A 13,000-nucleotide genomic window follows, 5' to 3' on the forward strand; every position below is an offset into this window, starting at 1 on the left:
CTAATCTCGATTAGTCGTTATAAGATTTTCAATCAACTCTTTAGTATTTTGGTCATTCACGAAGAAGTGTTACTATTTTTGAATCAAATGTCTGAAGCTCATTTGTTCCTTGGGAAACACTGTTTTCCATTCGCTAAATGAGAAGCCTCAAAATATATTTTGATTTCTTAAACAAAGCATCTTGTGCTGTAGCGTACCTCACTGCAAAATCTGTTCAATTTCCGCACTTAAAATAACTTTTTTTGCAAAAACAGTTGAGTTAAGATACCTCTGTTCTGCTTTGCCTTGCACTACAAACAAAACACTGTTTTTTTGCTCAGATTGCGAATGACATGTCCGTGTATCAAACACTATGGGGAATTAAAAAAGAAAAAGTCAGCTCATTATTTAACTGACTTATCTTTGCTCATACGACATTTTTTGATTCACTGATTGTGATGAAATCTAATAATAGCCATTTGAACTTTGTGCATGTAAAAATGCCGGAATGAGTCCAGTCAATGCTGCACGAATATCCGCGCGTTCATTAATTAACTGATGCGAACCCTCTTCAAGCATCAACAAGGTCTGCAAACGGAACTTGCGACGAATAAACTCAATGTTATAACGCCAGTCCACAGTCTGATCTTGGGCACCTTGAGCCAACCATACCGGGATACGGCATGCTGGACGTGCCTCCATTTCCTGCATCCATTTGGACATGGCCAAAATCCAGTCCATGCCCATCATACGTGGCTGTAAAGGATCTTTTAAACGCACAAAGCGTAGAAACTCTGGATTGTGGTTATTGCGTCTAAAATGACGTGGCACTTGACGCTTGATTCGTCGAATAATGCCTAAACCCACAGAATTATGCCACCATGCTGATTTTGCAGGTCGAATCAGTGGAGAAAGTAATAGGACACGCTCCACATAGGGATTTTCACGGCGCTCCGCAAACTCTAATAGATGATGCAGTAAAATAGCACCACCGGTACTCTGGCCAATACCCAACCATGGTTTGGGTAATTGACTGGCATTTTTAACATAGTGATAAACAGCATGTAAAACCTGCTGATAATGATCAAAGTTCTTAATGTTTGCAGGCGAACCATTACTTAAACCATGACCAGGCAAATCATAGGTGATGACACTAAAACCCTGTTCCAGTAATTCGCGAATAATCGGCTGATAAATACCGCTGTGTTCCAGATAGCCATGCAATAAAAACACTGTTCCGCGTATTTTATTAAAAGCAAGATTGGCTAAATTGGGTTGGAATGCTTGTACATGTAATTTAAACAAAGGCATTTGCACATAGCCTTGCCAATGCTCACAATCCAGTAAATGCAAACCATATAACTTACGATAAGCCTGAATCTCTACTGAAGGTTGATAAGGCTTACTCAGGTCTAAGGCTTCAAGCAGTTGGGGTGTTGTTTCTCTACTCGGCACCGGCAAATCCAACTGTTTTAAAATAGTTGGATTTAAAAATGGGATATCTGGCATTAAGGCACCTCCCGACAATCAGTGGAACCAAACCAGACATCACGAATCGTGGCTAACATTTCATAATTAGCACGGCGGCTATGATCATAATTTTGTTTGCTTGGACGCCAGTGTGTCAGATGTGTCGGCATAGGTGCTTCAACAGGTACCGTTTCGATACCATTTAATGCAAATAAACGACGTGTACGCGGCATATGATAACGGTCGGTAATTAATATCACCCGTGGTGCTCCACCCTTTTTTTGCAATAATAGCGAGCTAAACCGCGAATTTTCGCAGGTATTCATGCTTCGGTCTTCCAGTAATTTCGCGTCTACATCATGTTCTTTCAACCAACGCTGCATATATGGGGCTTCTACACCACTCAGTACAATCGGAAGTTGATATTGTTTTTCGATGGCTAAGGTTTTCTCTAAACGCAGTCGTGTATATTCGTTCACCACAATGTCTTTACCGTTTTTATCCAGAGTGAGGCCGCCACCCAAGACCACAATGGCATAAGGCTTTGAACCTTGCAGTAGAGGTTGTTCATTCTGTTCGTGAATTAATGCAATATCCTGGTAAATGGTTTCATCGACAGGTTGTTTCGCGACTTGTTCCTGTTTAATTTTATGCGTGAGAAGAAATTCTACATATTTCTCCATTAACGCTTTATTTTCAGTACTATTTAAGTCCAATAAATCTTTAACTGCTTGAGTAGGATCTTCATGTCCTATCTCATCATTCACCGATTTTGCAAGCAATGGAATACGCGGCTTTTCCTCTTGTTCATTTTCTTGTTGTTGCGCCTCCTCAATCATGTGTTGCAAGGCTTTATATCGCGCTTGAATTACAGTCAAATTCTGCGAATTATGGCTTTGGATCGCTTCTTCCATTAACTTTAAATAGGCCTGTCGAGCAATCCATAATCTAGAGCCTGGCTCCAAATTTTCATGTTCGCTCAATGCAGCCATTTGTTGACTTTTCGCAGCCACCTGATTGACTTCAACAGGAACAAAACTATTCAAGGCTTTCACAACCCAGCCTGAATAAAATGGCGAATAAATCAAAACCATGAAACAGCCGAAAAGAACAAATAACACTGATGCTATTTGTACCAATCGAACCATCCAATGCGATTTCACCATAATTTTCTTATTCCAAATGTGAGCGAATTAAACCTGTCTCATCAAACAATACCGGTTCAGGTTCCAATAAAATGTTAAATTTTTGCTGAACATCCCGTTGTACGGCATGATAAGTTGCTTTCACATCCGCCAAAGTCGCCTGATCATAATTTACTAAAACCAAGGCTTGTTTATGAAACATCCCCACCATACCTAATTGCTTCCCTTTCCAACCCGACTGATCAATCAACCAACCTGCTGCAATTTTAACGCCACCTTGAACTTGAGGGTAATGGGGTAAATTCGGAAATGATAGTGCTAAATGGTCATAAAGCTGTTGTGAAACAATCGGATTTTTAAAGAAACTTCCTACATTTGGATATTCTTTTGGATCTGGCAATTTGCTTTGACGGATTTGAATCACTTGTTTTTGCAAGTTTTCAGCAGTCTGTTGATCGCCTACGGCATGCTTCAGATCACCATAATTCAACATCAAATGTGCGTGCTTAAGCAATTTAAAAGTCACATGAGTAATCACAAAACGATTCGGATCATCTTTAAAAATACTATGCCGATATGAAAAATCACAGTCCGAAGCAAGAATAAGGCTGAATTGCTCTAATTGGCGGTCATAAACCTGAACCGATTCAATAAATTCACCGGCTTCAACCCCATAAGCCCCGATATTTTGAACTGGAGATGCACCGACTAAACCTGGAATGAGGGCCAGATTTTGTAATCCGTATAAACGATTTTCTGTCGTCCATAGCACAAAGTCATGCCAGATTTGTCCTGCACCCACTCGAATAGTCTTGCTGTGTTCATCTTCAGCAATAGATTCAATTCCCTGAATATCCATATGAAGCACGAGCGCATGAATATGTTCAGGTAATAACATATTACTGCCACCAGACAGAATCAGGGCGTTTAACTGTTGCTGCCTGGCATAATTTAACGCATCCACCAATTCTTGTTGAGATTGAACTTTAATATAATGGGATGCAATCGCATCAAGACTTAAGGTATTAAAAGGCTTAAGTTGAATTTGAGTTTGAATATTCATGTGCTTAAACCTTTATTTCACATCGATCTGTTGTTTGAACTGTTGTCTAAAAATATTGACCCACGCCCGACTACTCGATTCACACTGATCGAGTACCCGCTCAAAACCCTCTACCCCGCCATAATATGGGTCTGGCAAAGCTTGCTTGAGATAAGTTTGATCATGTTCACTCATCAATACAATTTTTGCCCGAATTTGACTTGCACCATACTCACTATGTACTTGTACTAAAAGTGCTTGAATATTAATTAAATTTTCATGATCCATTGCCAGAATCAGATCAAATTCAATGAAATCCTGGGGCTTTAATTGGTGTGCACGTAAGGCTGATAAATCATAGCCACGATTTAACGCATGCTTCTGACTACGTTCATCAGGTGCTTTTCCGGGATGGTAGTTACTGGTTCCGGCTGAATCAATCACAATATTGAGCGAATGTTCATCACAAAAATGTCTAAGCACAACTTCTGCTGTGGGAGAGCGACAAATATTTCCTAAACACACACATAACACCTTATATGGCGTTTTGGATGACATAACAACCTCAATAACTACTTTATTTTCAGATGTCTTATGTTAAGTTATTTATGGGATGAATCCTATAGAACGCTAAAACAATAATCTTGAATTTGATATAAAAAAGGATGCAATAGATGAGCCATTTTCAATTTCAGACTGTCTCGAATATTATTTCAGGGCTCGGTTCAATCTATGACTTAAAGCAATTACTCCAACAGCAACCCTATAAAAAGCTGTTATTGGTGACCGATGCAGGTATGATTCAGCAACAATTACACTTACCGATTATTGAAATTTTAGAAACCATTCAACTTGATTATGTGATTTATTCTAGCGTTCAAGCGGACCCACCCGAACATATTGTTTTAGATGCAGTTCAATTCGCGAAAAATGAAAAGGCAGATATCGTGTTAGGTTTTGGTGGCGGCAGTTCATTAGATGTCGCAAAAGTGATTGCTGTTTTGGCACATCCCGAACAACAGCACACTTTGCAAGATTTATACAGTATCAATAATGCTAAAATCCCAAGACTACCTTTATTTTTAGTTCCAACTACTGCAGGTACTGGTTCTGAAGTCACTCCTATTTCTATCGTTACCACCGGTGAAACTACAAAAACCGGGATTGTTTGTCCGGTTTTATTTGCCGATGTTGCTATTTTAGATGCGACCTTTACCCAAAACTTGCCCGCACAAATTACGGCGGCAACAGGTATAGACGCGATGGTGCATGCGATTGAGGCCTATACATCAAAAATAAAAAAGAATCCTTATGCAGACATGTTAGCCAAACAGGCATTACGCTTACTCAATGACAACTTAAGCCTGGTCTTGGCTGATGGACAGAATTTAGCGGCACGTCAAAATATGCTGGTCGGCTCAATGCTTGCCGGTCAAGCCTTTGCCAATGCTCCAGTCGCTGCGGTACATGCGCTGGCTTATCCTCTAGGTGGACATTTTCATATCTCGCATGGGCATAGCAATGCCTTGGTCTTAACCGAAGTTTTAAAGTTTAACGCCCCTAATGCAAAGCAACTCTATGCTGAATTGATGTGCTGGATAGATCCAAAAAGTACCGGCAGTACAGATGGTTTATGTGACTTATTTATTGATCATATGCAAAATCACCTTGATAAAAGCGGTTTGATTTTAAAATTGAAAGATTTAAATGTTCCAGAAACCAAGCTTGAGCAATTAGCCAATGATGCCATGTTGCAAACTCGGCTTTTACAAAATAATCCGCGTGAACTCCAGTTGCAGGATACCCGACAAATTTATGAAGCTGTTTATGCTTAGTTTGTATTTTATTTATCTTCATATCATTTTTAAGCGATTTTTTATTACAATCAAAAACTCTTACCAATAGACTTCTTTCATAAGTCATTTTTTCAATTACGATAAATTGCTCATAATGCCAAAATTAAAAATAAATTTTAACAGCTATTGTATTCATGAGTGTGGCATGGATGCCACACGTTCCCCATCACGACAAGGAGGTCGTGCATGGGAAACCAAAGGTTTTTCTTGCGGACTCAAAATATATTTTAAGTCCTCATTTTGACCTTTCAAAAGTAGAGGTAATGCCTAGGCAAAGACATAGAAATTGAATCAAAAAACTGAGGCAGTGCTGGTTTTAAAGAATCCAATATTGAACATTTTTTGATTTATGTAAATTATCTAATATAAAACAATATCACAGAGTCATTTACTTCCGTGTAAATGACCTTACTTTTAACGACTTGCACTCATTTATTTTTAACAGTACAACTGAACATAAATGACCGATAGAAAATAAAATTACAATGAAGCAAATACCAAAACAACGCGCTGATTTCTCATACTTCTTGCCCATTCAAACGCGCTGGTCAGATAACGATATCTATGGTCACGTCAACAATGTCACCTATTACAGTTATTTTGATACCGCAGCCAATGCTTTACTGATTGAAAAAGCAGGCTTTGATATTCGGTCTTCCCCAGTAATTGGATTGGTCGTCGACTCAGCCTGCAGTTTTTTTCAAGAACTTTCATATCCTGAAATTATTGAAGTGGGCGTGGTCATTTCCAAACTTGGCAATTCATCCATGCAATACGATCTGGCAATTTTTAAACCACTGCATGATATCGCCTCTGCACAAGGTCATTTCGTACATGTCTTTGTTGATCGCCAGACACGAAAAAGCACCCCGATTCCAAGTGAAATGCGGGATGCTTTATCTCAATACTGTATCAATGAATAAACTTATTTAAGCTGAATATTCTGTATTTCAGCATCAAAGTTTTGCAGAATATCCTTCACCGCCGCTTCTGCATGCAGTAGCTCTGAAGCACGTGCATACGCTCTCTGTTTCCGTTCATTCTGCATGTTATAAGGCGTCGTTGTTTCAACTTCAGCATATTTGACCTGAAAGTGGGTATTCGGCCATTCAGTTTTCAAAGCTTGCTCTAACGCATGTCGTAACTGATTTAACAACTGTTCATATTGTGGTGGAATATGAAATAACGATTCGCCATCAATCTGACCGGTCATTACCCCCTGTTGCGCCAATTCCTGTACCGCGGGTGATAATGTACTATTTCTAAACCAATACTCCCACTTATCTACCGTCCAATCCCCTTCAAGCTGTTGAGGGCTTAGTCTTAAAATCTCTTGTGGCATTAACCCTGAATCTTGTGTGGATACAGTTTTAACCGCGACTTGAGTTTCTTCCAGACTCGGTGGTTCTAATTCAAGAACCGGCTTCTCGATAACTTTAACTGGTGCAACTTCAACGTGTACAGACTCAATCGGCATCTGTTCTGGGCTTAAGAATACATCTTCCGCTTGATCCACCACAGCAATATTATCTTGAGACTTTGCAGTTTCAGTATCGAAAACATCATTTAAGGGTGCAATTTCATCAAATAAGAAATCATCGCTGCTCGCTTCTAGCTGATCAGCGCTATCTGGCAGGATATTGATATCATCATTTGATTCATCTAAGTCAAACAGGGCATCTTCTGAGGTTGGATCAAAGACAATTTGATCTGGACTTATCGGAGAATTCGGCTCAGCAAGCTCAAGCATTGGTTCGTCCAGAAAATCATCCGAAGATGGTTCTGGATTCTGTGAACTTAATTGTGACTGAATTTCTGCAACTGGCTCTGCTGGTGCTTGATATTCATCACCTTGCGGCTGCATATTTTGTACAGATGCTTGAACAGCAATTTGTGCTGCTGGTTGCTGAACCTCTGGTGCAGATACCAAGACTTCATTCGGTTGCAATGGACGGAACGCGAGTAGGCGCAATACGCACATTTCAAAGCCTTGTTCTTGTGTCACTGCAAGTTGCAGATCGGCACGACCTTTACATGCCACTTGATAATACAATTGTAAATCTTGCGCTGAAATGAGCTGCGATAATTGCATGATTTTTTTATTAATTTCAGCACTATATTTCAGGCTTAAATCTGGTAAATATTGCAGTAAAGCCAGTTCATGCAAAGTTGAAATCAACTGATCTAAAACCAGCGAAACATCTAAAGCCTGCTGCCTAAATTGCATCAACAATTCACTGACACGCTGCTTTTGATTTTGATGGATGGCTAAAATCAGATCATAAATAATGGTTCGGTCAATCAAACCCAACATTTCTTTAACATCTTGATGCTGGATTGCGCCCTGACCATAAGCAATCGCTTGATCGGTTAAAGACAGTGCATCACGGAGTGATCCCTGTGCAGACTCAGCAATTTGCCAGATTGCATCCTGTTCTGCCTGAATTTCTTCTTTATGTAAAATATGCGTCAAATGTTCAGTAATTTCATCCACAGCCAATGGACGCAAAGTAAACTGTAAACAGCGAGAAATGACAGTAATTGGAAGCTTTTGTGGATCGGTTGTTGCAAAAAGGAATTTGACGTGTTCAGGCGGCTCTTCTAGTGTTTTCAGTAACGCATTGAATGAGTGCGTAGACAGCATATGCACTTCATCGATCAGGTAAACTTTAAAACGACCTTGTGTTGGTGCATATGGAACGTTATCCAGCAGTTCACGTGTATCTTCAACTTTAGTCCGTGATGCCGCATCAATTTCAATCAAATCGATAAAACGGCCTTCATTGACCGCGGTGCAAGTTGCACACACTTCACACGGCGTATAAGTTACACCCGTTTCACAGTTCAAGCACTTTGCCAAAATACGCGCTATCGTGGTTTTACCGACCCCGCGTGTGCCAGTAAATAAATACGCATGGTGTAAACGACCACGTTCTAAGGCACTGGTGAGCGCTCGTGACACATGGTTTTGCCCAACCAATTCAATAAAATTACGTGGGCGATATTTACGCGCAAGTACTTGATACATGTATGCTCCTTTTTACAGGTCTAAGCATACTGTTTTTTTGGTCAAGAGTGAATGAACAATCTGCAAAAGCGTTCAATCAAATATGAGATAAGCAGAACTATTTTTCAGATATTGCGAGAATCTAAAGAAATCAGCTATCCATTCTTTTCTAAAATAAAATCATCTTCAGCATTATAAATATTCCCTGTCTGATCCTGCAATATTTCAAGCAGTTGATGATCTAAATCCACATAGATTAAATTGCGAGTCTTGACCTGCACTAATTCAAGTTTAGTCTGATCAGAATTACTAAATCGGAAATGGCCTTTAATCGTTTCGATCTCATTATGGCCACTTAAACTTTCACGTTTTAAAGTATAAGTCTGGTTCTGGTTGAGCACTAAATCTACAGCCATACCCGGGCATTCCTCACAACGTGAAATACAGCCCATGCATGGTGTCGTTCCTTGATACTTACCCACCCATTTCGCAACCGTAACTTTCTGCTCGGCAACCTGATCAACTTGCTGGCTACTTTCGCTACTCGTTTGCTTAGAGTCCTGACAACCCAACAAGACAGAAGATGCAATTAAGGGAATAAGAAGCGGCTTTTTCATCACGACAACTGAATGGGAGATTCTGGACTTGGGAAAATATCACACTTTTTACCGAATTATGCCTTCCAACTCTGCACGCTAACATTTTTAAATAATATGCCGTTTAAAACCATCCCTTACGCCCTTTTAATGCTGCATCTGCACAACGTAAAGTTTCTTGGGTTAAACCCCACAGACGATAATCCCCCGTGATCGAACCTGTAGCAAAATTATGGGTATAGGCGAAACTTAGATTACGTTCACGGTCACACCATGCACCAGAACCATTAAACCCCATATGTCCAAACCCTTTGGATGATTTCCCTAGAGTTAAAACCCGGTGATAGCCTAAACGCCAATACATCGGTAGCGGCATAATACGGTCGCGCTGAGTGTATTGAATTGTACTTAAATTTTTAAAGATATCTGGCCGAATCAATTGCTGACCCTTCCATTCACCTGCATTCGCCAGCATGGCATAAATTTTTGCCAGACTATCTGCAGTAAAAACTCCATTTGCAGCGGGAATTACGGCTTTTAAACCTTCATCACTAAAGAAGCTGAACTTTTTCATTCCCTTGGGAATCATGGCATCCTGGAAGTCTTGTGGGTTTTGTCCTGACCACTCAACTATTTTGTCAAATAGTGAAGCTTTCTTTGGTTTCGGTTTTGCTTGCCCTGAAGGCTTTGGTTGTGTTTTCAATTTTGCCAATGGTCTTGCAACCCGAGCCAATTCAAATTCAGTAACGCCAAAGTACGCTCCATCTAGTTGCAGTGGCTGAACAAGATACTGCAGCATTAAATCTGACAAAGATTTTCCTGTCGCTTTTTCAAGCACACCACCTACCAGCCAGCCAAAAGTTAAGGCTTGATAAGCCGCATCCGTAGCTATTTCAAAATGTGGTTTTGCTTTTGCAATCACTTCCAGCATATGTGACCAGTCCGCCATTTCCAATGCCGTTTCAATCTGATTGCGAATGTCATATAAACCACTTTGATGGCTCAGTATATGTCTTAAAGTGATTTTCGCTTTACCATTCTGTGCAAAGTCAGGCCAATACTGTGCAACAGGCGTGTCGTAATCTAGAAAACCCTCACTCACTAAAATATGAGCCAGTGTCGAAAGTACACCTTTACCCGTGGAATAGCACACTGACAGAGTATCGGATTGCCAGTTTTCAGTTGCTGATTTTTTACCTGTGTAAATATCAACGACTTTTTGCCCCTGGAAATAAACGACTAGGGCTGCCCCACCTAAATCTGTCCGTGCATCCTGCATACGGCTAAATTGTTTAGCGAGATCTTGAAAACGCTCATCAGTCTGTCCCTGATAATTTTCTGTATTGGCAAAGATATATTCTTTTATTTTGTTCATTAAACTGTGCTTTCCCTAAACCAGTCGTTATTTTTTATTTACTCGAAGCTTAAAATAAAAAAGCCTAAATCAGCAATGACTCAGGCCTTGGTCTTATAAGGCTTTTATACGACCCGACACATGCGGTTTTTGGTTCTTGCTATTTCGGATCAGGAATTCGATATCCTTACCTTCATTAGCAGTTAAAAACTCAACTTTAGAGGGCAAGTACATCGGCAACTTAAACCATACATCTGCTTCATAGCTGTCTGGAAGCGTTAAGCTTGCTAATGCTTTGGCTTTACTCCACATGCCATGGGCAATCGCCTGTTTAAAACCGAAAGCTTTTGCGGTAATGGCATGAATATGAATCAGGTTAAAGTCGCCCGAAGTTAAGGCATAACGACGACCGGTATTTTCCGACACATTCCACTCTGCTTGCATTTCATACGCAGGTGCTTTCGATTCAGTCACTTTAGCAGTAACTTTGCCATTGGTTTTTTGGCGCGCCAAATAAGTGGTTATCCCTTGCATTACCACTTCATTGCCCACTTTTGCAGTGGTAATAAAGTCAAACTGACTCCCTTTGTCATGTGCTTGTACTTCACCAAACTTGCAAGATAACATTAGCTGTTCATTTACCCCAACTTTACGGGTTTGCTTAATCTGATTGCGAATATGCACCAAACCTAAAATCGCAAATGGAAACGCTTCTTGCGTCATCATGTGCATTTGCAGGCTTTGAGAAAGTACCGCTAAATAAATCGCGGGAATATAACCGTTATTCTTAAAGCCACAGACTTCGTTGTAGACTTTAAGATGTTTCTGATCGACCTTGAATGAATCCACCACATATTCAACTTGCGGTAGTACTTTTTCACCCTTCGGCTTTTTAAAAATTAGGCCTTGAATCACTTTCGGATAGGCTAAATAAGGTTTTGGAAGTTGACTAAAATGGCGAGTATTCATTCTGGACCTTTATAAAATTCTTATATCTTTAAATGCAACTTCCTCTTCCTTTTAGGAGATGAGAAGCACTGCTTCGTAAGGGAGAGGTATTAATCGAATATTAAAACTTTTTTAGCCCTCATCCCAACCTTCTCCCAAAGGGAGAAGGAGTTTTATTTGCAAATTAAGCACCCAACAAGCTTTGACCACACACACGAACCACGTTGCCATTTAAACCTGTAGAAGCAGAAGATGCAAATAATGCAATCGTTTCAGCAACATCGACAGGTAAGCCGCCTTGGCTCATCGAGTTCATGCGGCGACCTGCTTCACGAATGGCAAATGGAATTGCAGCAGTCATTTGCGTTTCGATAAAACCAGGCGCAACGGCGTTAATGGTTATACCATTTTTCAACATAGGTGCAGTGAATTTCACTACACCAATGACACCTGCCTTAGATGCTGCATAGTTGGTTTGACCCAAATTACCCGCGATACCTGAAATTGAAGATACGCAAACAATACGACCATTGGCATTAAAACCTTCATTTTCAAGAAGGTAATCATTGACACGCTCAATTGCAGATAAATTAATGTTGATCACCAGATCCCATAACTCTGGCTTCATGTTTGCCAAAGTTTTGTCACGGGTAATGCCGGCATTATGTACGATGATATCTAAACCACCTTGAGCTACAGCCGCAGCTTTGATTTTTTCCCCAGCGTCATTAGCTGTAATATCAATGGCTAAAGTCGAACCACCAATTTCACCGGCAACACGATCAAGGTCAGCCTGCTGTTGTGGAACGTCTAGACAAATCACATGTGCACCATCACGAGATAATACATGTGCAATTGCTTCACCAATCCCACGACTCGCACCCGTCACCACAGCCGTTTTACCTGCCAGCGGTTTTGCCCAATCGATATCTACAGTTTCAGCTTTAGAAACACGAATCACTTGACCAGACACATACGCTGAACGTGGAGATAAGGCAAAACGAACTGTAGACTCAAGATTGGCTTCAGCGCCTTCATCGACATAGACCAGCTGCGCAGCAATACCTTTTTTAAATTCTTTACCAACAGATTTTACAAAACCTTCAAGCGCACGTTGTGCAATCGCCTGTTTTACTGTTTTTGCAGTTTCAGGGGTAATACCGACAACCACTACACGACCAGAAGTCTGAATTTGGCGTGCAATCGGATTAAAGAAGTCATAAAGTTCATGTAGTTGTTCAGAGTTTTGAATACCCGATGCATCAAAAATCACAGCCTTAAACTTAGATTCTTTGTCGCCTTCATTGAACGCACTCAGGCTTAAACCTGTTTTTGCTGCAGCTTGTTGTAATTCAGTATTGTTGCCTGCATAGCTATTGGCGTGAATATTTGCAAGAACTTGCGCAATTGAACCCGATAAAGTTGAAGATGATGCAGCACCAAATAAAACTGCCCCCCTAACGACCGGAGTGGCTGACTCAAAACGGTCTAGGGAAATCGGTGATGGCAAACCTAAATTTTTGATGACAAATTTACCAATAGGAGATTTCGCGAATGTTTGGTATTGGTCAGTCATGTTTATTATCTCTCATACAAATTAATT

11 protein-coding genes are annotated in these 13,000 nt (G+C 40.4%); 2 read left to right on the forward strand and 9 right to left on the reverse strand.

Features of this window, described 5'->3' with window-relative positions; genetic code table 11:
• Positions 1-444: 444 nt before the first annotated feature.
• From AC3CAU_RS01950 to AC3CAU_RS01965, 4 genes are read right to left on the reverse strand one after another with little or no spacing between them, the layout of a single operon-like run.
• Positions 445-1,488 carry an alpha/beta hydrolase gene (locus AC3CAU_RS01950; RefSeq protein WP_447053212.1) on the reverse strand — a complete coding sequence of 348 codons (1,044 nt, stop codon included), beginning with the start codon at positions 1,486-1,488 and terminating at the stop codon, positions 445-447.
• Entirely contained in the window at positions 1,488-2,615 is a 1,128-nt protein-coding gene (locus tag AC3CAU_RS01955) for a YdcF family protein (RefSeq protein WP_447053213.1), read from the reverse strand. The genes AC3CAU_RS01950 and AC3CAU_RS01955 overlap by 1 nt, the downstream gene beginning before the upstream one ends.
• Before the next feature lie 7 nt (positions 2,616-2,622).
• Positions 2,623-3,657: a UDP-N-acetylmuramate dehydrogenase gene (gene murB, locus AC3CAU_RS01960; protein WP_447053214.1), complete on the reverse strand. Its 1,035-nt coding sequence runs from the start codon at positions 3,655-3,657 to the stop codon at positions 2,623-2,625.
• A 12-nt stretch (positions 3,658-3,669) separates the two neighbouring features.
• Positions 3,670-4,194 (reverse strand): low molecular weight protein-tyrosine-phosphatase, encoded by a 525-nt coding sequence (locus tag AC3CAU_RS01965; protein WP_447053215.1) that lies wholly within the window; start codon positions 4,192-4,194, stop codon positions 3,670-3,672.
• Between the two features lie 116 nt (positions 4,195-4,310).
• Here AC3CAU_RS01965 and AC3CAU_RS01970 point away from each other — a divergent pair, with 116 nt between their 5' ends.
• Both AC3CAU_RS01970 and AC3CAU_RS01975 read left to right on the forward strand, forming a co-directional pair.
• Positions 4,311-5,471, forward strand: a complete 1,161-nt coding sequence (locus AC3CAU_RS01970) for an iron-containing alcohol dehydrogenase (RefSeq protein ID WP_447053216.1) — start codon at positions 4,311-4,313, stop codon at positions 5,469-5,471.
• 506 nt (positions 5,472-5,977) lie between these two features.
• On the forward strand, positions 5,978-6,415 hold the full coding sequence (locus tag AC3CAU_RS01975) for an acyl-CoA thioesterase (RefSeq protein WP_447053217.1): 438 nt from the start codon (positions 5,978-5,980) through the stop codon (positions 6,413-6,415).
• 2 nt (positions 6,416-6,417) lie between these two features.
• On the opposite strand, the gene dnaX is transcribed toward AC3CAU_RS01975, so the two are convergent.
• The 5 genes from dnaX to AC3CAU_RS02000 form a co-directional block, all read right to left on the reverse strand.
• Positions 6,418-8,520, reverse strand: a complete 2,103-nt coding sequence (gene dnaX, locus AC3CAU_RS01980; RefSeq protein WP_131216174.1) for a DNA polymerase III subunit gamma/tau — start codon at positions 8,518-8,520, stop codon at positions 6,418-6,420.
• Between the two features lie 134 nt (positions 8,521-8,654).
• Entirely contained in the window at positions 8,655-9,116 is a 462-nt protein-coding gene (locus AC3CAU_RS01985) for a copper resistance protein NlpE N-terminal domain-containing protein (protein WP_131216175.1), read from the reverse strand.
• A 103-nt stretch (positions 9,117-9,219) separates the two neighbouring features.
• Positions 9,220-10,470: a serine hydrolase domain-containing protein gene (locus tag AC3CAU_RS01990; protein WP_447053218.1), complete on the reverse strand. Its 1,251-nt coding sequence runs from the start codon at positions 10,468-10,470 to the stop codon at positions 9,220-9,222.
• Between the two features lie 93 nt (positions 10,471-10,563).
• Positions 10,564-11,418, reverse strand: coding sequence for a MaoC family dehydratase (locus AC3CAU_RS01995; protein ID WP_131216177.1), 855 nt, complete (start codon positions 11,416-11,418; stop codon positions 10,564-10,566).
• Positions 11,419-11,581: 163 nt separating this feature from the next.
• Positions 11,582-12,973 (reverse strand): 3-oxoacyl-ACP reductase, encoded by a 1,392-nt coding sequence (locus AC3CAU_RS02000; RefSeq protein WP_131216178.1) that lies wholly within the window; start codon positions 12,971-12,973, stop codon positions 11,582-11,584.
• Positions 12,974-13,000: the final 27 nt, after the last annotated feature.

This window comes from Acinetobacter sp. GG23, assembly GCF_057766365.1.